Raw genomic sequence first — 20,268 nt, forward strand, 5'->3', positions numbered from 1 at the left:
GATAACAATCATCTTTTTAATTTACTCTCAAATTCTTTAAGTGTAATTTGATCATTACCTTTTGTATATTCACCATAGGCAATTTTTTTATCGAAATCTACAGCGAGATAATCGGTCCAGCAAGCGAAAAAATCGTAGTCTCCACTTTTCCCAATATCAGAATCTGTGGTAATTTTGGATGGAGCGATTAAATAGTATTTTCCTATTTCAAAGTTTGACAGGTAAGGTCGACATAAGATACCATTAGCTCCCCATATTTTAATCTGTTTTTTTGATGTTTCTCCTTTGTAAGTTTTGATGATTTCTACGGTCATAGAAAAGGGCATTTCTTTATCATAACCATCAATTTCATAGTCGAGAAAATCTGTATATTCGATAACTTTTACCAAAGCTACCAACGAGTTATTGTTTGCTATAGCTCTAAAAGAACAATCACCTTCGCAATCACAATCGCAGGCAAATGAGTTGAAAGAAATTAATAAGGTAACCAAAAGAAGTACCTTCTTTAAGAATAAGTTTTTCATGACTGTTATCAATGTTTTGTATCAACTAATTTTAGAGGGGTTACTAAGATAACAAAATTGTAATGAAGTCTTTAGAATAATTAATGTTCAGATGATTTGGGATGTTCTTTTAAATATTTAATGATGATACCTATTTGCCCTAGATGATATAGGTCATGATGAATCATCCCTTTAATAACAAAACTGTATTTGTAGTTGCCTTTAAAATCGGTATCGTAATATTCGTTATCTAGAAAATCATCGTTTTTTGATTGTAATAAATCAATCAATTCGTTGAGTGTTTTATTATACTCAGATATAATGTATTCCCAACCCAATAATTTAAGTTTATGGTTTGGCAACCAATTTTCTTCGCAGTCATCTGTTTTACTCCCTTTTCCAGTTTTTATTTTTAGAATAGTTTCTTTTCTCCATAATGTCAAATGTGAAATTATCTCGGCAATACTATGTAGCCCTTGTATGGGGTTTATGAAAACCAAATTCTCATCTACAGTACTTAGTTTGATATTATACGAACTCCCGATCCATATTTTTCCGCTTTGAATTTCAACAAATTGTTCGATGATATGGTTGATTAGAGTTTTCATTTGAATACTGTGTTTGATATGCCAATTTTAGTCTTATACACCCTAAAATATCACGAATTAATAATTTTATTTTTCCTTCTTCTATTTTTTCAAATTCCGATTCGTGTTTGTAGATAATATCAATGTCTATAATATCTTTTGCATCCAGCATTGGCACAGAAATACTTCCTACATGTTCGATACTATATTCAATCCCACTTAAACCTTTATCGATTTCATCTTTTAGGTCTTTAAATTTGGTGATCCAGTCTGAGGTGTATTTTTTAATCAACATGTTTAAGTGTCAAAGACATGGGCCGGTTTTTATTTTGCTTTTGCAAACGCCATTTTAACCGCCAATCCGGTTAATACCGAGGCCATAAACCACTTTTGTATTCGTAACCAAATTGGTTTTTTTGAAAACCAACTCGCCAATTTGGCTGCAGATAGTACAATTAAAAGGTTAATGGTAAAACTTATACCTATCTGAATTATTCCCAGTAAAAAACTTTGGCTCAATACCGAACCGTTCTCGGGCTTTATAAACTGTGGAAAAAATGAAAGATAAAAAATAGCCATCTTAGGGTTTAAGATATTGGTCATAAGGCCAATGTTAAATAACTTTAATGGCTTATCTGCTTTTAGGTGCTGGTCTGCATCAAAAATCTTGTTCTTGTCTCTTATCGTATTAAAGGCTAGATATAAAAGGTATCCTACTCCGAGAAATTTTACAACGATAAAAGCATAAGGTATTGCAAAAAATATAGCGGTGAGCCCAAATGATACCATAAGAATATGAAATAAAAATCCGCACATCACTCCAAAAAGAGATATTATGCCAGCTTTTTTTCCTTGTGATAAAGATCTCGAAATTAAGTAGATCATATTTGGACCTGGTGAAAGCACCATGATTAGAGCGGCCAATGCGAATAATAGTAAATCGTTTAAGGCGATCATATAGTTGTTGTTTTCATTAATAGGAGGAGAACTGTAGTAATTGAGCTCTAAGGTAGCAAAATAGTAATGAACCTAAACACGATACTGTAAATAGGTTATCGTGTAATACTTTTATATTTTTTGCTTCAGTGTATTAAAACAATGTTTACTATCAAATATAGTAGATATATCATAGATCAATTTCTTTGCTGTATCTTTCTTCAACACAGGAACAAAACAGCTTAGGTATCCAAAATCTCTGGTTTTAAAGAACATTTCTATGTATAATTTGGTTTCTTTTGGATGAAAAACTTCTTTTGATCTAAGATTGACATACTCATCATTAATTTCTATATATAATTTGTCTAATAAGTTCAACTGATTTAAAACAGTGAGAACGTCTGCATTTTTTTGAACATCAGATTGAATTTCATTACAGGAATTTGTTTCAAGGTTTCCATCTGGTACCTCTAGAGTTGTTCCCAGTTTAAAATCAGAATTTGGCACATGAATTATTGTATGCAGGGATCTAGATGAGTTTTCTAGTGCTGTTTGAACCTCTACATAATCTAGAGTTTCCTGAGAAAAAACTTGACTCATGGTAACGAGTAATACTAAGCAAAGTAGATATCTCATTTGGTTTTATGTTTTTTTACAACACTTATTTTTAAATCATAGCGAAGCAAAATGTCGCTTGCATATCGATCTAATTGTCGTTCTTGTATGATGTTACAAGGTAAGCATTTTGTTATTCTATTTAGCTTTCCCTTTTTTACTTCGCTTAATAATAACCGTTCCTATAAGTGCTAATCCAATTATAATTCCACTTAACGCATCAATGAATTTCCCTCCTCTTATCATGCCATAGATTGCAAATAATGTTGATGCTGTTCCTATTCCAATTATAATATATGCTGTCTGTTTTCTCATTGTAAGTTTGCTACAATTTTTTATTATAAGTGGTATTACGAAGTAAATTGTTACACTGCCATTTAGTTTTTACACACAGATTAATATTTTTATATTTTGTTAGTAAATTGTTGTATATGCTCTGTTTTTACAACGCTTATTTGGCCTTTTGTAGGAATCATATTTTTCCAAACCCAATTATAATGGTCAATCACTTGTTTGGCGGTTAGTTGAGGTCTTTCTCCGGTAGTATGCCCATCTTCAACAACAGTAATGTTATAATCTTTTACTAAGGCAGATTGAATTGTTGATTCGACACAAAAGTCGGTTGCACAACCTGTAATTATTAGTTCGTTTACTCCTAAAGTAGCCAACTTCGTTTGCAGTTTTGACTTATAGAATACGTCATTAGCATATTTGTCAATTCTATGATCACTAGATTGAACGTCTAACTCATCTAAATTTTCCCATTCTATGGAATTTTTTTCAAATTCTCCCGAACCTGTTCCATCATGTTGTATGTAGATAACAGGGAAATTCAATTTTCTGAATAGTTTGGCCAGTTAATTAATACGTTTTACCACACCATCACTGTCAAATCGAGGAGTCTTAGAGGTGAAAGATCCTTTTTGCATATCAATTACCAATAAAGCTTTTTTATTTTCCATTTTTTAGCCAGATTTAGTATTTTTCCACAGCAATTGGTTTTCCATTTTCATATAATAGATATCCATCAATTTTTCCACTAATACTATCATACATGATCCAACGACCATGTTCTTTTCCATCGATAAAAATTCCTTTTGAATGAAGATTTCCATTTGCAAAATAACTAAAAACTGAATCTTGGATCACATTGTTTTTCCAGTTTTCCAGGGCTTTTGGGTTTCCATTTGGGTGATATGATTTCCAAATACCTTCTTTAGAATTTTGAATAACCTGACCTTCTTCGGCCAATTGACCATTTTCGTAAAAATACTTCACGCTACCATTTGCTATGCCCTCTGTCCATTGTACGATTTCATTTTCTTGACCATTGGGGAAATAGTATATCATTGTTCCATGCACATGTCCGTTCTTGAATTCTGCATAGGATTGTAATTTACCATGTTCGTAGCTTTCACACTTACCAGTGTACGGTTTATGATTGAGCAACCATTTTCCGTCAATTTCTATTAATTTTGCACAATCAATAATTTCATCACTTGTTGTGGATGGATTTGTTTGTTTACAAGACAAAACAGTCATGACTAGAAAGAGTGAAAAATAATTTTTTTTCATAAGTTTTTTGATATTGAATTCAGCATTGTGAGGGATTCATTGAAGACATTACTATGTTTTTGGTTTTTAGTTTATGACTAACCACAATCATTCTAATGATTTGTATTTAATGAACTCGAAATATAACCAAAATAGAAATATAGATTACTTTACATTTATGATCTACGGTAAGTGCCGAATTTGACCAAACTCCATAGTATAAACAATCCGATGAGTCCTATCGATAAATATCCGTAAAAAACGCCTATAAGTAAAACAAGACTTAGAATTAAAGCAATAGATTTAAGAGTTCGTTTGGGTTTTATCGGGTCTTTTGTTCGTTTATTGTTTAATAATTGATTCAAATAGATTTCATCAGATTTTTTTAAATAATATTTGATATCTGATTCATCAAACTCATTTGCAACCATTTCCTTGATTATTTCCTGTTTGGATAACCCTTTTGCTCTTAATGATATACTAAAGTCAAGTTTATTCACTTTCTGTAATAATTACTACCGATGTTTGTTGTATGTGTTCTAGTGAGAGAAAATGTTACCTTGCTTTTAAATTTTTATTATGTATTGGTAGCTAAATTCTACTCTTTAGAAACACTGCGTCTTCATAAATATATAACAATCGATCGATCACATTGCAGCTGTGATTATATATGTCGTTGCTAACAATTTTTTTATTCAGATTCTTTATATACTTTCAATTTTATTAAATCAATCACTTGATTAAATTCTGAATTAGTTTTTGGTGAAGTTTGATAGTCCCAACTTCCACCATTTTTCTTTTCTATTCTCAAAATCCATGGATCATCATTTGCAAATATCTGCGCAGAGATTGATCCAAGTATGTATATTTTTGTCCACCAATTGTTATTCGGATTGAAGTGTTTAATTTTATGAATGCTCGAATAATTGAATTTCCTTAATTTGGAAAAGTCAATTGCCTTAATTTCAAAAAAATCATCATAAATTTTAATCGATGGATATCCATTTAATTCAAAAATTAAGGAGGCATTTTTCATAGTAATGATTTAATTGCTACCAACGGTCTCGCATAACCGTTAGTTACATGTTTTAAGCTATGCATCCGTTTTGATTGGTGTACATATTTCAATTAAAAACCCATTATTATCTCTCACGTAACCTACTTTTTGTCCCCAAGGTTTTTCAGTTAAAGCTTCAAATTCTGTTGCTCCCATTTCAATAGCCTTCTTAAAATCAGCTTCGATATTTTCAGTCACGAACGCCATTTCTACACCAAACGGTTTTTTGTCCCGATCCATTTTAATGAATCCATTTTTGAAGTTGGAACTTCCTAATTCAATAGAGGCGAAAGCGATCGTTGTTTCTCCTGAAATTAATTCTCCATAATCATTTTCAGGGGTTACAAATTTCTGCTCAAACCCGAATGCCTTTTTATAAAATTCGATAGTTTCTTTTACATTCTTAACATAAATTATGGTGTATCTGTATTTCATTTGTTCTTTGTTTTTTAACTTATGCCTAACGATTTTGAATAATACTCGTTTTAACTGTGTTTGTTCTTTGTTAGCAGATAGCTTTATTTGTATTTATAACTATTTGTTTTCCTAAAATTTCAGGATTAGTTTTTGAAAATAATGGGATGATATTTTTCTACAAAAAGATTAACTTCTTTTTTAGATATCATATTCGGATACGACATTAGTAACAGTTGTAGTGGAAGTTCATCTTCTTTTATAGGAGGTATTTCATAATAATGTTCATTTAGTTTAAAACCTACTCTTTCATAAAATTTTATTCTACGTTCATTAATATCGGAAGTAGGTAATTCAACCTCCAGTAGTATCGGTTTGTCGACCCTATCAATAAATTTATTTAGAATTAACTTTCCAATACCTTTATTCCTTTGTTCTAAACCCGTAGCAAAATGGTCTATGTATTTATGTGTTTCAAAATCCCACCACAAAATAAATCCTGTAAATTGGTTTTTATCAATTAAAACATCAAAATGATAACAGTCATTTTGCAACACTTTAGATTGATTATCTAACGGTCTTCTCTCTTCAAAAGGAAAAGTATCTTCATAAAGTTTCCAGGCTTCTTTAAAATAATGATCTGAAATACTTTTTAGCCTTATTAGTTTCATTTCGTTTGCTGCTAACGTTCTGTGTACGGTTTGTTTCGCAACGTTGCTATAGCAGTGGGCGAAGTGCAGTGCTGGCGAAGGAAACATTCCGATGAGTTCCTAAGATAGCAAATCTACAATGAATTCCGATTAAGGAATTGCTTCGCCAGTTCGCTACGCTCGTGTCAGCCGCAATGAGCTATACACCTTGTTACCCGCAGATGTTTTTTTCGGCAGTTTTATATTCCTTACTATTATATATTTTGTTCAGTTCAACTTTTAGTTTTTCCATTTCCAAATTCCAATTTTGAGTTGCTTTTCGTGATTTTCGTTTTCCACGTCCAATTTTCAAGTCAAAATGAGAATCAGTAATTCCAACTTCTCGAGTTATTTGATCAAAACAAAATGGGAAAGCTATATATACAGTTTTATTTTTTGGAACGATTAAACAAAACTTTCCATCAAAATCAGTTTGAGTTCCGATTGAAGTTCCCAAAACAATTACATTCTGTGCAGGAAACGCTTTTCCATACTCATCAAATAAAGTTCCGGTCAGTTGACGAAATTCAAATTCCGATTCCGTACTTTGAGACAAAGTCAGATTAAATGTCAGAATTATTAATATGAATATTATTTTTTCCATTTGCGGGTAACGTTAAATATATGTGTCGTAGCAGGGCAAATAGTGACCTTACTTTTCGATTTTTCTGCGCATTGGTTGCTAACTTTTTCATTCTGCAAGCATTGCGCCTTACCAAATATACAAGAACCATTCGATTGATCACTTAGCTGCTATGATCACATATATGTTGTTGTAGCTAGTTTATTTATTTAATCGCGTTATCATAATCATAATATTCCAGAGCGAGAATAGGTCACTTCCTTTTTCCGTAATAAAAATCGTTTCTTTTCCGTCAATTTCGGTAACTAACAATTCAGATTCATTGCGTTTTTTAAATTTTTTGAGTTTTGTTTCACCGGCTTCTGCTTTTTCGAAATATTCTTTCCGATTTTTAGAATCTACATTTTGAATTGAGTTTAGTTTTACAGAGTTGACTTTGGTTCCATCGTATCCAATAATCTTTTTAGTCCCCAATGCTGTCCAATTATTCTTTGAATCGGTAAAGAGTAAAATTATTTTCCCGTAATCTTCTTGATTAAAATGATTCAAATATTTTGCTTTTTTGTCAGCAGTAAGATTGTCAAATAGAAAAACACTACTATTCGGCAAGTTGTGTTGAGAAGCTCTCCACTTAATTCTGTTCTCTATAAAATCTGCTGTTTTTTGCATTCGGTTTAATTAGCTACAACGGTTTGTGTAAAATGCGCTTTAATGCATTTTTACACCTTGTTAGGTATTATTTTTTACTTAAATTTTCTATCCTATCTATCAATTTAAATCCGATGTAGTCACTTTTAGTTTTACCTTCATATCTATGATAGCAATCCCAATAACTTGCAATTCTCTGTTTAGTTTTAAACCAATAAGTTTCGTTTTCGATTATAAATTTTACTAAGTTTTCTTTGTTAATGGATTCAAATTTCTCCCAGATTAATTCAAGTAATTCAATAACATATTCTCCTATGAGTTGTATTACGTAAGGAATTGTCCAATATTTTTCACTCAAAATTAATTTTTCAAGATTCTTTTCTCTAACGTATCCGTTATGATGTCGAGTCAATATACAGGCAGTTATCATTTTATGATTATCGGTCAGACCATTTATTTTTAGCTTTGATTCGTCCCAATATATCCGGGAAGGAATTTCAATATTTTCTCCGTCAATACACATCTCATATCCCCAATTTGCAGAGTGCTCGCTTTTTGCGTTGATTTTAGAGACAAGAGAATTAATGTCGGGTATTAGGAATTTCGGAAAAGCATTTTTTAGTTTACTCAATTCATCTTCTATGTCAATGTACTTTTTCATCTAATAATACCTAACGTTTAATATATGTGTCGTAGCAGGGCAAAATGTTACCTAACCATCGACATTTCTGCGCAGATTTTATACTTTAATTCTGCTTTAAAATCTCTGCGCCTTACCAAAAATACAAGAACCATTCGATTAATCAGGAATCTAAGCCATGATCACATATATAGTGTTGGCGATAGTTTTTATTTCCATTCCCAGTCTAAGTTTTCATCTATCGGTATATTGAGTTCGTTCAACTTACTTTTGATTAAGTTTGGGTTATCAAGTCCATTTTTTGAAACTATGAATGAAGCTCCATTCGTGAGTTTAATAAAAAAATTGTTTTTAGTCTCGTTTACCTTATCGATTTCAGATAGTTTAGTTTTTCCTTCTCCAGTTTTATCTTGTGTAATTAAGTGTTCTGAAGTAAATTCCATTGTTTCCTTTTCTCCAATACGTCCAGCATAACTTTGACGAGCTATTTTAGAGAAATGTTTTTTTAACTTAGATTGATACAATCGGTCAAAAAATAACAAAGCAAGAATAGCTAATACACCTAAAATGATTGCAAATTCAAGGTTATTACTCGTATACATATTAATGCTAAAGTAAACTAGAATTCCGGTAACAACTAATTTGCCAATATTTTTTATTTTTTTGGAGTTTTTGTTTTCATCGATTGAGAATAAATGAAAATCAACAAAATCTTTTTCTTCTAAAATATATTCAAATTTCATTTTTTATAATTATCGCCAACGTTTTATATATGTGTCGTAGCAGAGCAAAATGTTACTTTGCTTTTCGATTTTCCCTGCGCATTGGTTGCTAACTTTTTTCTTTTGAACAAGCATTGAGCCCTACCAAAAATACGATAGCCATTAGATTGATCACTTTGCTGCTATGAACACATATGTGTTGTTGTAGGTAGTTTTTATTTTCGTACTAATTTCAAAGTTCTATATTTTTCGTCAATTCCGTATTCTCTTTTCGCATCATTTTTGTTCATTTCAAAACTGGTGTAATTTTCAAAATTAGGATTAGTCAAAATCCGTTTAAAATTTGATTTCGTAATTTTCTTCTTTTTATGGTCCACAACAATATAGAATTCTTGAAATTTTTGATCAGCTTTTGATTTTAAAAATTGATCTTCGTAAAAAACTTCTCCGGTTCGTTTTATTGTCAAACTATCTTTTTCTATTTTCAATTCCGAACCATACAAATCTGTTGCAAGACTAAAAATTCCGTCTTGTTTTATATCCAGATTTCCTGAGACTTTTAAAAACTCATTTTCTTTTGTGTAATTCAGAGTGTTTGAGTTCCCTAAACAACCAATTAATTCGGTATATCTCAATACTGAATCATTTTCAATAATGATAATTCTTTTAGAATTGTTTGCTCTATATGTTGGTTTTTGGGTAGCACACGAACAAATAGAAGTCAGAAGTATAATTGATATAACTAATCTTATTTGATTATTCATAACTTAATTCGATTTATTTTAATCGAAAGTAACTTACCTCAATAATTTTAAAAATTACAATTTAGTGAATATACCTTTTGAGTGAGTAAATGTGGTTTCAGTTAGATAGTTTATGAATTACCTACAACGTTCTGTGTATAGCTTGTTGCGGAATTTTCCGAAGGAAACATTCCGATAAGTCACCAAGGCAGGAAATCTGCAATGAATTCCGTTAAGGAATTCGGCCGCAATGAGCTATACACGTTGTTACCTACCGTATTTTTCTTTTTCTTTTTATTTTTCTCCATTTCCGCTTGTCCATCTCCACAAATATCAGTCCGTTTCCTCCACGTTTTCCATAAATCACAGATGTCTGTTCAGTTGGTTTGTGCAGAGTAATTTTCTTAACATCCACTAATAAAATTGAATTCCAGACATTTTTTGCATCCGTTGGATATTCATTTATAACAACAAGTGGAATATCTGGAATTGATGCTCGGTCACGAATAATTACTTTAGTCGTAGCTGAACGATGCGAAATTTTAACTCCGTTATCAGTTAGAGTATCCTTTTTGTTCGGTTTGAAATTCAAATAATCATAGGCTTGATTTTCAATATATTCTTTTAAAGTGGTTTGTCCGTCCAGTTCATTCCAATCCGTTATAATTTCCTGCGCATTGATATTCAATCCGATTATGATTAGAATTATGGAAATCAGTTTTTTCATATGGTAGGTAACGTCTTGGCTATGGTTTGTTGCGGAATGGCACGTGAGTGCAATTCCGATGATGATGCCTAAGATAGCAAATGCGTGTTAAATTCCGCTAAGGAATTTCACCGCAATGAACTCATAGGCATTGTTATGCACTGGCTTTTTCATTCAGCCGTTACTTTGCAAAATTACTCAAGCAAAGCGATGATTGCTTGCGAACCATTTGCGTCCTGTTTTTCTTCAATTCCCGCGATCGCTTTGCGACTTTGGGTTTAGCGATTACCGTCACAAAATAGCGATGCCCTTTATTCCGTCCGATGCTGATAGGGGAGAACCTTTGGAATAGAATTCACCTTTGTAAAAACACTCAGGTCTTCGACTTTTCGTCCGTCCGCATATCCATCCTACTTTTCAGATTTTAGCTTGTGCATAACGGTAAATATAACAAACGTTGCTGGCCAAAGGGCGGCTATGTTTTGTTATATAGTGTTATGAGCCGGCTTTTTTGCTTTATACTTTGGTTTTATTTCATAAATATCCAAGTCAGATGTTTTGTCCTTTAAGATATTGTCAATTAATTCAGAGCTTCCGCAAACAAACGTCATGGGACAGTCATAATCGGTTATAATGCACCATTCATTTCCTGAAGTAGGATAAATTGCACTTGGATTATCTCTTATTTCTGGTTCAAATTTCACTAGCATATCTAATTCAGATATTTTACCGCGTAAAACTTTATTGTCATCAGTTTCTCTAGTCTTTAGTAAAACATAGTAAAAGTCACTTTCTACGTTACCATAAATCTTAATTAGGTTGCTTCCGACTATTTTTAGTTCAGTTAGCTCAGATTCTCCTTCTCCCGGATACCATAAATAATCAGGCCATTTATTTTTACCTCTTAAATGTTCTTTTGCTATTTTTTCTTTTATTTCGATAGCAGTCTCTAATTCAAATTTCTCTCCGTAACGGTTAAAAAAATCTGAGTAATTAATCCGCTCAAACTCATTGTCATTAATATCACTTTCTTTTGGAAAAACTCCTTTTTCGTTAAGTTGCTCAACCTTTTTGTTAATCCAAAACGGATGAAGAATAACTAAGTATTTTTCATAGTTAGGAGGGCAACACATAGCTTGTAAATACCAAATGAAATTTTGATCATTGATTTTAATGTCCATAGAAACACCTGGTCCTAATTCAGCATAAGGTTTGATCCATTCAGGTATTTTATTTTGTATAAATTTCATTTCTTCGCTTGCTCATAACGTTTAATATATGTGTCGTAGCAGAGCAAATTGTTACCTAGTTTTTCGATTTTTCTGCGCATTGGTTGCTAACTTTTTCTTTCTGCAAGCATTGCGCCTTACCAAAAATACAACAACCATTCGATTGATCACTTTGCTACTATGATCAAATATATCGTGTTGTGTACGGTATTTTTATTTTTTCAATGAAATAGCTTTAATTAATTCGTTGCTAGATGAGAAGATCTTTAATTCTTTTATCTCTCCGCTTGCATTATATTGTATTTCAAATTTTTGTTTTTCCGAAATCATATTTCTCAGTTCAATAATACGATCATTTTTGTCATATGTCACTTTGAAATTATATGGCATATTAGAACAAATTATACATCCGGAATATGAATATTCAGTAATCCGGGATTTAGAATCATATTTATATGTATTTGTCCAATTATTATTGAAATCCTTTTTTTTATTCTCATTTCTCCAAATTACTAATGTTTGATTTTGATAATTTGAGTCAATAAACTTTTCAGGGAAATGATTAGGAGTGAAGAAATGTTTTCTCATAAATGAAAGGTCTATTTTTTCAGAAACGATATCTATCTTTTCGGTAGTTTTTCGATATTCAGTTCCGTTATTGTATTCTGTTACGATAAACTCTTTTTCTATGGTTTGTCCTGATAAAAAACTAAAGGCCAGAATTAAAATAAATAGTTAGCTTCATTAGGTCTTTCATATTGTACACAACGTTTAATATATGTGTCGTAGCAGGGCAAAATGTTATCCTGCTTTTCGATTTTTCTGCGCATTGGTTGCTACTTTTAACATTTTTGCAAGCAATGCGCCTTACCAAAAACACAACAACCATTGGATTGATCACTTAGTTACTATAACATATAAACCTTGTCGGCTGTTGTGATTTAATTTTTAGATAACTTATTCACTTTAGGTTGAATTATCCATATCCCAACAAAATAAAACCACAACAAAAAGAATTCACCAGCGAAATCTCCAAACCTAACTGTTCTTTTTAGTTCTACAGTTTTTATAGTTTTTGCAACAAAATACATTGTGTAAAAAATACAAAACATTGAAAAAAGATGTAATGGTAATATTATTCCAATAATCTCTGAGTCATTTGTGTTGTTTAATCCATTAAAAAAATCTGTCATATAGATTAAAAAGAAAAGAATGTAAATTAATGGGAAAAAGAAAAAAAGCTTGAACCTTCCAGTTTGCATTTTTAATTCCGATGGAATTTGTTTTTTTAATCCCATCACAATTGACCAAAACCAACCAAAAAAAAGTACAGTAAATAAAATCATTATTATTGGGAATAGGTCAAAGGAATTCAAAATATCCTCGGAATTAGAGTTTGCATCAGCTTCAAAATCCGAAAAAAAAGAAAACATAGTGTAAAACTGAAAAATTAGAGGAATTCCCAATAGCAGAAAAAATAATTGCCAATGTTTAAGTTTTAAGAAAAAATTTATCATCTAGTTTTTAGAGTTGTTAAATTACAGCCAACGTTTAATATATATGTCATAACAGGGCAAAATGTTACCTCATCTTAAGAAGCTACAATCCCCATTTTCTTCAATAAAAAAGAAGCGTTCATATTTTGGCAAATACCGTCTTTAAATTTATAGTCAAAATAGAGCTCGTCATCTACAATTTGAGCGTCAAAAAAACGATTCTTTACCTGGGGTAAATCATTAGCAATTTCACAAAGACTCAAATCATGGGTAGCAATAATACCCGTTGCTTTTGCTCCAACCAGGCGTTCTACAAATTTTCGTGATCCCGCAGCTTTGTCTTTGCTATTGGTACCTTTTAAGATCTCGTCTAGAATAATAAAATACTCATCTTTGTCTAGTGCGTCGACTATTTTTTTGAGCTGTGTCAACTCTGAAAAGAAATACGAAGCATCATCGCTCAAGGAGTCTGAGGTGCGCATACTCGAGATAAGTTTAATAGGTCGGTACTCACACGACTTTGCGCAGACCGGTAAGCCTATGTTAGACATCATAATCTGTAGAGCAATAGTTCGTAAAAACGTACTTTTACCCGCCATATTGGCTCCTGTAATAATCAAGAATTGTTCCTGGTCTATAACAATATCATTATCAACTCGTTTTTTAGTCTGTAACATGGGGTGCCCCAACTGTTGTGCTTTGATAACTATATTTTCTGAAGTGATTTGCGGGTATACATAGTCAGGATGATTAAAAACAAAGTTTCCTAATGAATTATAGGCATCAAAAAAGGCAATTACCTCAAACCATTGGTCTACCTTACTGTGGTTTTTGGTAATCCATTGTTCTATTCGACTACTTTGTAGTATATCCCATAAAAATAATCCGTTGGCCAACACCCCAAACATCATATTATTACGTTGGTCAAAGGCATTAAGAATGCTCGCAAACTGTTTTAGAGTCTGTGATGCTTTTTCACCTTCTCGTCTTACCAATTGTTGTTTTTCTTTTAACAAAGCAGACTCAAAAGTGGTACTTTCTATTTTGTCTACCAGTTTGTAATATTGTTCAAAAGTATCTTTTACCTTGCTGGCATCATTGTATAAAGCATTGATTTTTTTGAGCTTTGTCCCGGTAATAGCAAGTCCTACAAAAAACCACAAAACAAATCCTTGAAAAGTTATGATATCTAAGAACAACAGTATGATCATAACTAAGGATATTCCTGAAATGACCATAGGGAGTTTACTCATGATTTTAGGAACAAAAGGCACATAGTTCTGGAACCATTTTTGAATATTACCAATAGGCACCGTAACATCGACCAAAGAAGCGGTAGCTGCAAAATCCTGTCGCCATTCTGCCAGTTCTGCTATGTTTTGAATCGCTTTTTGCTTTTTTTCAATCGAATCGATAGTATTGGCTGTTAGTATTTGAGCTAGAGTACTTTTTCCAGCCAAAGTTGTAGTACGGTTAGCATACTGAAAGAAAGATCGATCGCCAAATAAATCGATATCATGACTGAAGTAATGCGAAGGATTAATAAATTCTCTACCCTCAGAAAGATTGCTAATATCACCATCGAAAACATCGAGCTCGAGTTGGTTAATACTTATTAGTTTCTCGAGTTTGTTTTTGATATAGGTTAAATCGGTATGCCTGTTAACCAGAAATATAAAAAGAACAATTCCAACAACAGTTCCACCCACCATGATTTGAGTATTGGGATATCCAAAATACAATACATTCACAATACCCAGAAAAACCAGTAAACGAATGGTGCTTGATACAGCCAGTTGCTTTTTTACCTTTTTTAGTGCTACTTGATGTTGCGCAATTTGCGCACTATAAAATTCTTGAGGGTTACTCATTCTAATAGTTTAATTATATACTTGAGAAGGGGCAGAAAGCGTAAATATAATTGTATTACTGCTTTTTAAAGAACTATAACTGTTCTAATTCTTGTTTTAACTTTTTGGTTAGGCTGTTAACAACCAAATCATAGGAGTGATCTATGAGTTCATGTAACATTTGTGAGGTAAGACCTCCTGTAAAATCTACAGTGTTCCAGTGTTTTTTATTCATGTGATATCCTGGGGTAATCTCGGGGTGATACTCTCTTAACTCCAGCGATCGCTCAGGGTCACATTTTAGATTCACACTGAAAGGGATACGTTCCAGACCAGTTATTGCAAATATTTTACCCATTACCTTAAATACCAATGTATGCTCGTCGAAGGGGAATTCTTCGGTTACTCCTTTTTTGGCCAGACAATATGTTCTAAAAACTTCTACGTTCATTTTTGTTGGGTTACTAATTTAGACATCCATCGTGAGGGGTATTGTAATGCTTCAAACCCAAATTGTTGATACAAACCATGAGCATCATGAGTGCCTAGCATCCATCTTCCTACCTCTTGCAAATCGGGATGAGAAGTAATAGTATACATTAATTGTTTAGAATATCCTTTTCCTCGATGCTCTTCGAGAATAAATACATCCATCAAATAGGCAAAAACTGTATAATCGGTTAGTATTCTGGCAAAACCAATTTGGTTTCCGTCTAGATATACTCCAAAATTAAGGCAATTTTCGATGGTGGTTTGTATTTGTGTTTTAGTCCTGCCTTTGGCCCAGTAGGACCTATTCAGAAATTCATGTATCACATCAATATCCAATTTATTAGGATCTGTCGAAATAACAATACTCATTAATCTTCTAACCGTTTTTTGTCGTCATTATTGTCTTCAATTTCCAGAGCCGAATAATCTAAGGTCCATCCTATAGATTCTGCTAGTGTTTCCATCAAGGAGATAGCCATAAGGGCTTCTTTTCTGGCGGCTTCCATTAAACCACTCTGTGGGATTTTATCTTTTATAAATTGCTTGGCTTCTTTATTAAGCTCAGTGAGATCACCAGAGGTAAATGGGTTGAGCCATCCTTCTTTTTTATCGTAGTACTTAAAGTCGGTCTCTATCGTTAATAGTTTGGGTTGTGGGAATTGTGAAAGGATAATACGCTTTTTCTTGGTATCGCTTTCCATTTTAACTTTAGAAAGATCAAATCCAACATAAGCTTTTGCATCAATTAGAATTAATGCTTTTTTGGTTCCGGTTAAAAGACTGAAAAACTTCTCTTTTACACTTTCATAATGATAAATCTCGGCAAAATCTCCTTCTACAGTGACCAGTTTGCAAACCGTTTTAATCTTTTCCATAAGAATGGTCGATTGTGTTTTAACAGCCGACCTTTTTTTGGCCATAGTAAACCTACTAAAAACAAAGTAGGCTAGGATTGCACCTCCTAAAAGCCCAATAAATAATAGCTCCATGGGGTAAAGATATAAAATATTGGGTGAGAAATATGGTTCCTAGATTAATTAGAAACTATAGAAAATCCTTCCCCTTCTAGTAGAGCCTGATGTTTTTTATCAACGGTTACCGTATATACCGTAAGACCTGGGCAACCACAAGCAGCACAGGCCATGATATCTTTGGCTTCTTCTTTGTAGTTGATGAGTTCAATATTTAAGCTGGAGAGATAATTGGTCATTTTTTCTTCTCGGGAGTTTCCTGCGAATTGAATCCATGGTTCTTCACATTGATTAGGATCGATTTTAAGAGCTACCTGATCTTGATTTGTCGACGCCTTTTCATTTGTATCTTCTCCATTACAGGAATATGTAAAAATGGCTAAAAATGCAACATAAATAATTGATAGTTTCATATTTGAAAGCTTTATATGTTAGATGTATTAAAATAAAAAAGGTTGCGCAAAAACATAAGATGTAAATTTGCTAAAGAATGGCATATAATAATGGTTTGCTGGGTGAGGCATCGTTCTCAAAAGAAGCGATCTGAAGATTTAAAAAATATTCACCGTCTGCAATGTGATTTTCAACATAGATGAGTTCTGTAATCGTTGCATGAAATCTAATTTCATGGGGGTAGTTCCAAAAAGCTTTGTGAGCTACCAATTTACCTTCGTCTTTTTCTTTATCTACCGACGGCAGATCAATAAGCAAATGTTCTATACCTATTTCTTTAATATAAACTGCGGCTTTTTCGGTAAGATAAGGCCAATTGGTATGAGAATACTGTTGCTTGATTTTGGTTTTAGGGTTAGGTGATGTACGAATCACCAACGCCTTATTGGTAGTTGAAGTAAGAGCTTTTTCTAAAAGTTCTTTTGTAATTACCCAATCTTCATCTTGTTGTATGGGGTGCAAGGTGATGACTTCGGCTTTAAAAAAGAACTGAGTAAGCATTTTATTGATACTGTAAAATTCTGAAGTAATGTGCCCTACACATTCGGTATGTGTACCATGACCATGCGGATTAAAATAAATGCTGTTAAAATTGGTTGAAGCACCTTCACTTACTTTTCCGACCCAGTCGCCATCAACCACTGGTGTGATTTTAGGTGCATCGATATACCAGGCATTCACATTGTCTTCAGAAGCTCTTAAAGGTATAGAAATATCTAAGGGCTTAGATAAGTCAATTTTATAGTCTTTTTCCTGATAGCGTATCGTTGTGATCATATAGTATATGGCTTTCATTGCAACAACAAAGGAATAGCTTTTATTGTTTCGAAAGCGTTGTGTTTATTTATGTTATTTTTATTGGTTTTGAAGTCATACTTTTCAAGCGTGGTTCAGAATTGAGATCCTAGCTTAAATTTACTAAGAAAAGATCACTCGCAATACCATCACTTAAAAACTTTCCTTTTTTTGTGACATAAAGCCGATCACCGTCTAGAAATAATAAGTGTTCTTTGATATGATGTTGAGCTTGTTGTAAAAGGTACTCGAGATACTTTTTTCCAAATTCTGATACTATTTTTTGAAGTGAAACTCCCCACATAGTCCTTAAACCGGTCATTATATACTCATTGTAGCGATCTGTAGTGGTTAAGGTTTCAACTTCGTTTGGAAGCTGATCTTGTTGTAAAGCTTGAATATATTTGCTGTTGTTGGCTATATTCCAACTTCGATGAAGCCCATCATATGAATGGGCAGATGGTCCAATGCCTAGATATGATTTTCCTTGCCAGTAGGCGGTGTTGTTTTTACTGTGAAACCCCGGTTTACCAAAGTTCGACAGTTCATAGTGTTCAAATCCTTCGAGGGCCAAATATTCTATTAAAACTTCAAAGTGTTGTTGAGCCAAATCATCATCTACCGGAGCGATTTCTCCTTTTTCTATTAATTTAGGTAAGGCAGTGTTAGGCTCTACGGTAAGGGCATAGCAAGAGATATGAGGTATCCCAAAATTTAAAGCCTTAGTTATATTTTCTTTCCATCGATCTATCGACATATTTGGGATACCATAAATAAGATCAATAGATATGTTGTTAAACAATTGAGTAGCGAGAGATAGACACTGCTCTGCTTCTTGAGCATCATGTGCTCGATTCATCATTTGAAGGTCTTCTTCAAAAAAGGATTGAATTCCTATACTTAGTCGATTTACGTTACTATTTGCGAGTACCTGTATTTTTGGTTCAGAAAGATCATCAGGATTGGCTTCAATAGTAATTTCTGGGTGTTGAACGACTTGGTAGTGTGTATAAATAGTATCAATAATAGAGGTAAGTTCTGCAATTGATAAAACCGAAGGGGTTCCCCCACCAAAGTATATGGTTTCTATGCTTGTATTTTCCATTTCAGACTTACGAAGTATAATCTCTTTAATAAGTGCATCAAGCATATCATCTTTTTTCTTTAAGGAAGTAGAAAAATGAAAATCACAGTAATGACAGGCCTGTTTGCAAAAAGGAATATGTATATAGATACCAGACAACTTAGTTTGTACTTGTGTTGGAGAACTTCGGATTGAACTCTCGTTTAATTATAATTCTTCTTTTAAAAGCTAAAAATATAGAATACCCTACAAAAGTAAATATGAACACTATCAAAAACCATATGATTTTGTTGTTTTTAGACTTAAATCTGGTATTATAAATTTCTTTAAAAAAGAAATAACAAAAGATGATTCGTAAAATCCAAATTTGCCAATACTCCGAAATCATTTTTTAATTCTCCCTTCGTTTTGTTTTACAAAGGCAGCCCATCCGGTATAACTTTTTCCAACAATATCGGCTCTGCCCATATTATAAAAATGGCATACTGCAGCGGCCAACCCATCTGTAGAATCAAGGTTTTTGGGTAGGGTTTTAATGTGCAATAAGTTTTGGAGCATTTTGGCTACTTGTTCTTTACTTGCATTCCCATTACCGGTAATGGCCATTTTAATTTTTTTAGGTGAATATTCGGTAATTGGTACTTCACGACTTAATCCTGCAGCCATAGCGACACCTTGCGCTCGTCCGAGCTTAAGCATAGATTGTACATTTTTACCAAAAAAAGGAGCTTCGATCGCGATTTCATCTGGGTGATACGTATCTATAAGTTCTACGGTACGCTCAAAAATGAGCTTTAGCTTAAGGTAATGATCATCATATTTGCCCAATTGTAATTCATTTAATTGCAAAAAGGACATTTTTTTATTTTGAACCTTAATAAGTCCAAACCCCATGATAGTAGTACCGGGATCTATTCCTAATATAATTTTTTCGTTATTCAAGTGTTACAAGGGAGTTGATATATGCTACAAAACTACGCAAATCATATCTAGCAACCGTATTATTCAATATGAATTACTATAGGAAGTCTATATTTTGTGGTCACAAATGTACTTCTAGCGTGAGCAGGTTTTATTTTTGGTAATGTTTGAATTCCTGCTTCCAGAATAGCTATGAGATCAGGAATTTCCGCAGCTACGGTATCTGGTAAATCAAAATCTTCAATGATAATTTGACTATCTTTTGTAATAGTCAAAGGAATCCATATGGTATCTTTCATAGGTTGCGATACCTGTATTTGTTTTTTTATTAAATGATTGTACAAATGTTTTGTAATGGTGTTTTCAAAACATTGTTCAAGTTCTTTCTCAATTTTACCCCTACAAACTGAAAATAATGGAGGTTGATCCACTTCATTCGTGTTTAGGTTTTCCTCCATCTCCTTTACGATATCATCCTTATCTCTTTTTTTGAGTTCAAAGTTTCTACAAGAACATAAGATGAAAATAATGATGCCAATATAGATAGTGCTTTTATGAATCATTTATCGCAAATTTCTGG

At 32.8% G+C, this 20,268-nt stretch carries 29 protein-coding genes; all 29 read right to left on the reverse strand.

Annotated features, from left to right (window positions below):
• Positions 1–8 precede the first annotated feature (8 nt).
• Positions 9–524 (reverse strand): hypothetical protein, encoded by a 516-nt coding sequence (locus M0D21_RS05675; protein ID WP_248327481.1) that lies wholly within the window; start codon positions 522–524, stop codon positions 9–11.
• 80 nt (positions 525–604) lie between these two features.
• Complete coding sequence (locus tag M0D21_RS05680; protein ID WP_248327482.1) at positions 605–1,111, reverse strand: DinB family protein; 507 nt, start codon at positions 1,109–1,111, stop codon at positions 605–607.
• Entirely contained in the window at positions 1,071–1,385 is a 315-nt protein-coding gene (locus M0D21_RS05685) for a GrpB family protein (protein WP_248327483.1), read from the reverse strand. The genes M0D21_RS05680 and M0D21_RS05685 overlap by 41 nt, the downstream gene beginning before the upstream one ends.
• Before the next feature lie 29 nt (positions 1,386–1,414).
• Positions 1,415–2,047, reverse strand: coding sequence for a LysE family translocator (locus tag M0D21_RS05690; RefSeq protein ID WP_248327484.1), 633 nt, complete (start codon positions 2,045–2,047; stop codon positions 1,415–1,417).
• 111 nt (positions 2,048–2,158) lie between these two features.
• Entirely contained in the window at positions 2,159–2,662 is a 504-nt protein-coding gene (locus tag M0D21_RS05695; RefSeq protein WP_248327485.1) for a hypothetical protein, read from the reverse strand.
• Between the two features lie 117 nt (positions 2,663–2,779).
• Positions 2,780–2,956, reverse strand: a complete 177-nt coding sequence (locus M0D21_RS05700) for a hypothetical protein (protein WP_248327486.1) — start codon at positions 2,954–2,956, stop codon at positions 2,780–2,782.
• Positions 2,957–3,045: 89 nt separating this feature from the next.
• Entirely contained in the window at positions 3,046–3,498 is a 453-nt protein-coding gene (locus M0D21_RS05705) for an isochorismatase family protein (protein WP_262922093.1), read from the reverse strand.
• Positions 3,499–3,616: 118 nt separating this feature from the next.
• Complete coding sequence (locus M0D21_RS05710) at positions 3,617–4,216, reverse strand: toxin-antitoxin system YwqK family antitoxin (protein WP_248327488.1); 600 nt, start codon at positions 4,214–4,216, stop codon at positions 3,617–3,619.
• Positions 4,217–4,371: 155 nt separating this feature from the next.
• Entirely contained in the window at positions 4,372–4,695 is a 324-nt protein-coding gene (locus M0D21_RS05715; protein WP_248327489.1) for a hypothetical protein, read from the reverse strand.
• Positions 4,696–4,886: 191 nt separating this feature from the next.
• Positions 4,887–5,231, reverse strand: coding sequence for a hypothetical protein (locus M0D21_RS05720; RefSeq protein WP_248327490.1), 345 nt, complete (start codon positions 5,229–5,231; stop codon positions 4,887–4,889).
• A gap of 57 nt (positions 5,232–5,288) precedes the next feature.
• On the reverse strand, positions 5,289–5,687 hold the full coding sequence (locus M0D21_RS05725) for a VOC family protein (protein WP_248327491.1): 399 nt from the start codon (positions 5,685–5,687) through the stop codon (positions 5,289–5,291).
• 125 nt (positions 5,688–5,812) lie between these two features.
• A complete protein-coding gene (locus M0D21_RS05730; protein WP_248327492.1) occupies positions 5,813–6,337 on the reverse strand; it encodes a GNAT family N-acetyltransferase in 525 nt (174 codons plus the stop codon).
• A gap of 190 nt (positions 6,338–6,527) precedes the next feature.
• Positions 6,528–6,959, reverse strand: a complete 432-nt coding sequence (locus M0D21_RS05735; RefSeq protein ID WP_248327493.1) for a carboxypeptidase-like regulatory domain-containing protein — start codon at positions 6,957–6,959, stop codon at positions 6,528–6,530.
• 180 nt (positions 6,960–7,139) lie between these two features.
• Positions 7,140–7,607: a hypothetical protein gene (locus tag M0D21_RS05740; protein WP_248327494.1), complete on the reverse strand. Its 468-nt coding sequence runs from the start codon at positions 7,605–7,607 to the stop codon at positions 7,140–7,142.
• A gap of 67 nt (positions 7,608–7,674) precedes the next feature.
• A complete protein-coding gene (locus tag M0D21_RS05745) occupies positions 7,675–8,247 on the reverse strand; it encodes a hypothetical protein (protein WP_248327495.1) in 573 nt (190 codons plus the stop codon).
• 188 nt (positions 8,248–8,435) lie between these two features.
• Entirely contained in the window at positions 8,436–8,969 is a 534-nt protein-coding gene (locus tag M0D21_RS05750) for a YcxB family protein (protein ID WP_248327496.1), read from the reverse strand.
• A 194-nt stretch (positions 8,970–9,163) separates the two neighbouring features.
• Positions 9,164–9,712: a hypothetical protein gene (locus M0D21_RS05755; protein ID WP_248327497.1), complete on the reverse strand. Its 549-nt coding sequence runs from the start codon at positions 9,710–9,712 to the stop codon at positions 9,164–9,166.
• Between the two features lie 250 nt (positions 9,713–9,962).
• A complete protein-coding gene (locus M0D21_RS05760) occupies positions 9,963–10,418 on the reverse strand; it encodes a hypothetical protein (protein WP_248327498.1) in 456 nt (151 codons plus the stop codon).
• 464 nt (positions 10,419–10,882) lie between these two features.
• The gene (locus tag M0D21_RS05765; protein ID WP_248327499.1) at positions 10,883–11,647 is read right to left on the reverse strand and encodes a hypothetical protein; all 765 of its coding nucleotides are present in this window, start codon (positions 11,645–11,647) and stop codon (positions 10,883–10,885) included.
• Positions 11,648–11,839: 192 nt separating this feature from the next.
• On the reverse strand, positions 11,840–12,214 hold the full coding sequence (locus M0D21_RS05770) for a hypothetical protein (RefSeq protein ID WP_248327500.1): 375 nt from the start codon (positions 12,212–12,214) through the stop codon (positions 11,840–11,842).
• Positions 12,215–13,217: 1,003 nt separating this feature from the next.
• Entirely contained in the window at positions 13,218–14,993 is a 1,776-nt protein-coding gene (locus M0D21_RS05775) for a MutS-related protein (protein WP_248327501.1), read from the reverse strand.
• A 73-nt stretch (positions 14,994–15,066) separates the two neighbouring features.
• Positions 15,067–15,423, reverse strand: coding sequence for an MmcQ/YjbR family DNA-binding protein (locus M0D21_RS05780; protein WP_248327502.1), 357 nt, complete (start codon positions 15,421–15,423; stop codon positions 15,067–15,069).
• Entirely contained in the window at positions 15,420–15,833 is a 414-nt protein-coding gene (locus M0D21_RS05785; RefSeq protein ID WP_248327503.1) for a GNAT family N-acetyltransferase, read from the reverse strand. Before M0D21_RS05785 ends, M0D21_RS05780 begins: the two co-directional genes overlap by 4 nt.
• Positions 15,833–16,453 (reverse strand): DUF4230 domain-containing protein, encoded by a 621-nt coding sequence (locus M0D21_RS05790; protein ID WP_248327504.1) that lies wholly within the window; start codon positions 16,451–16,453, stop codon positions 15,833–15,835. The genes M0D21_RS05785 and M0D21_RS05790 overlap by 1 nt, the downstream gene beginning before the upstream one ends.
• Positions 16,454–16,497: 44 nt before the next feature.
• The gene (locus M0D21_RS05795) at positions 16,498–16,848 is read right to left on the reverse strand and encodes a hypothetical protein (protein ID WP_248327505.1); all 351 of its coding nucleotides are present in this window, start codon (positions 16,846–16,848) and stop codon (positions 16,498–16,500) included.
• 70 nt (positions 16,849–16,918) lie between these two features.
• Positions 16,919–17,665: a cyclase family protein gene (locus M0D21_RS05800; RefSeq protein WP_248327506.1), complete on the reverse strand. Its 747-nt coding sequence runs from the start codon at positions 17,663–17,665 to the stop codon at positions 16,919–16,921.
• A gap of 127 nt (positions 17,666–17,792) precedes the next feature.
• Positions 17,793–18,926: a radical SAM family heme chaperone HemW gene (hemW, locus tag M0D21_RS05805; protein ID WP_248327507.1), complete on the reverse strand. Its 1,134-nt coding sequence runs from the start codon at positions 18,924–18,926 to the stop codon at positions 17,793–17,795.
• Between the two features lie 225 nt (positions 18,927–19,151).
• Complete coding sequence (gene ruvC / locus M0D21_RS05810) at positions 19,152–19,709, reverse strand: crossover junction endodeoxyribonuclease RuvC (protein WP_248327508.1); 558 nt, start codon at positions 19,707–19,709, stop codon at positions 19,152–19,154.
• Between the two features lie 59 nt (positions 19,710–19,768).
• Positions 19,769–20,251, reverse strand: coding sequence for a hypothetical protein (locus tag M0D21_RS05815; protein WP_248327509.1), 483 nt, complete (start codon positions 20,249–20,251; stop codon positions 19,769–19,771).
• Positions 20,252–20,268: the final 17 nt, after the last annotated feature.

The sequence above is a fragment of the Aquimarina acroporae genome, from assembly GCF_023195925.1.
Lineage (GTDB): Bacteria > Bacteroidota > Bacteroidia > Flavobacteriales > Flavobacteriaceae > Aquimarina > Aquimarina acroporae.

What these genes read in the sequence shown, in the direction of transcription:
- M0D21_RS05785 (WP_248327503.1), bottom strand. Translation starts at nt 15,833, where the DNA reads ATGAGTATTGTTATTTCGACAGATCCTAATAAATTGGATATTGATGTG.
- M0D21_RS05730 (WP_248327492.1), bottom strand. Translation starts at nt 6,337, where the DNA reads ATGAAACTAATAAGGCTAAAAAGTATTTCAGATCATTATTTTAAAGAA.
- M0D21_RS05775 (WP_248327501.1), bottom strand. Translation starts at nt 14,993, where the DNA reads ATGAGTAACCCTCAAGAATTTTATAGTGCGCAAATTGCGCAACATCAA.
- M0D21_RS05770 (WP_248327500.1), bottom strand. Translation starts at nt 12,214, where the DNA reads ATGAGAAAACATTTCTTCACTCCTAATCATTTCCCTGAAAAGTTTATT.
- M0D21_RS05780 (WP_248327502.1), bottom strand. Translation starts at nt 15,423, where the DNA reads ATGAACGTAGAAGTTTTTAGAACATATTGTCTGGCCAAAAAAGGAGTA.
- M0D21_RS05745 (WP_248327495.1), bottom strand. Translation starts at nt 8,247, where the DNA reads ATGAAAAAGTACATTGACATAGAAGATGAATTGAGTAAACTAAAAAAT.
- M0D21_RS05760 (WP_248327498.1), bottom strand. Translation starts at nt 10,418, where the DNA reads ATGAAAAAACTGATTTCCATAATTCTAATCATAATCGGATTGAATATC.
- M0D21_RS05685 (WP_248327483.1), bottom strand. Translation starts at nt 1,385, where the DNA reads ATGTTGATTAAAAAATACACCTCAGACTGGATCACCAAATTTAAAGAC.
- M0D21_RS05695 (WP_248327485.1), bottom strand. Translation starts at nt 2,662, where the DNA reads ATGAGATATCTACTTTGCTTAGTATTACTCGTTACCATGAGTCAAGTT.
- M0D21_RS05700 (WP_248327486.1), bottom strand. Translation starts at nt 2,956, where the DNA reads ATGAGAAAACAGACAGCATATATTATAATTGGAATAGGAACAGCATCA.
- M0D21_RS05740 (WP_248327494.1), bottom strand. Translation starts at nt 7,607, where the DNA reads ATGCAAAAAACAGCAGATTTTATAGAGAACAGAATTAAGTGGAGAGCT.
- M0D21_RS05795 (WP_248327505.1), bottom strand. Translation starts at nt 16,848, where the DNA reads ATGAAACTATCAATTATTTATGTTGCATTTTTAGCCATTTTTACATAT.
- M0D21_RS05750 (WP_248327496.1), bottom strand. Translation starts at nt 8,969, where the DNA reads ATGAAATTTGAATATATTTTAGAAGAAAAAGATTTTGTTGATTTTCAT.
- M0D21_RS05690 (WP_248327484.1), bottom strand. Translation starts at nt 2,047, where the DNA reads ATGATCGCCTTAAACGATTTACTATTATTCGCATTGGCCGCTCTAATC.
- M0D21_RS05675 (WP_248327481.1), bottom strand. Translation starts at nt 524, where the DNA reads ATGAAAAACTTATTCTTAAAGAAGGTACTTCTTTTGGTTACCTTATTA.
- M0D21_RS05720 (WP_248327490.1), bottom strand. Translation starts at nt 5,231, where the DNA reads ATGAAAAATGCCTCCTTAATTTTTGAATTAAATGGATATCCATCGATT.
- M0D21_RS05815 (WP_248327509.1), bottom strand. Translation starts at nt 20,251, where the DNA reads ATGATTCATAAAAGCACTATCTATATTGGCATCATTATTTTCATCTTA.
- M0D21_RS05710 (WP_248327488.1), bottom strand. Translation starts at nt 4,216, where the DNA reads ATGAAAAAAAATTATTTTTCACTCTTTCTAGTCATGACTGTTTTGTCT.
- M0D21_RS05800 (WP_248327506.1), bottom strand. Translation starts at nt 17,665, where the DNA reads ATGATCACAACGATACGCTATCAGGAAAAAGACTATAAAATTGACTTA.
- M0D21_RS05735 (WP_248327493.1), bottom strand. Translation starts at nt 6,959, where the DNA reads ATGGAAAAAATAATATTCATATTAATAATTCTGACATTTAATCTGACT.
- M0D21_RS05790 (WP_248327504.1), bottom strand. Translation starts at nt 16,453, where the DNA reads ATGGAGCTATTATTTATTGGGCTTTTAGGAGGTGCAATCCTAGCCTAC.
- M0D21_RS05725 (WP_248327491.1), bottom strand. Translation starts at nt 5,687, where the DNA reads ATGAAATACAGATACACCATAATTTATGTTAAGAATGTAAAAGAAACT.
- M0D21_RS05755 (WP_248327497.1), bottom strand. Translation starts at nt 9,712, where the DNA reads ATGAATAATCAAATAAGATTAGTTATATCAATTATACTTCTGACTTCT.
- M0D21_RS05680 (WP_248327482.1), bottom strand. Translation starts at nt 1,111, where the DNA reads ATGAAAACTCTAATCAACCATATCATCGAACAATTTGTTGAAATTCAA.
- M0D21_RS05765 (WP_248327499.1), bottom strand. Translation starts at nt 11,647, where the DNA reads ATGAAATTTATACAAAATAAAATACCTGAATGGATCAAACCTTATGCT.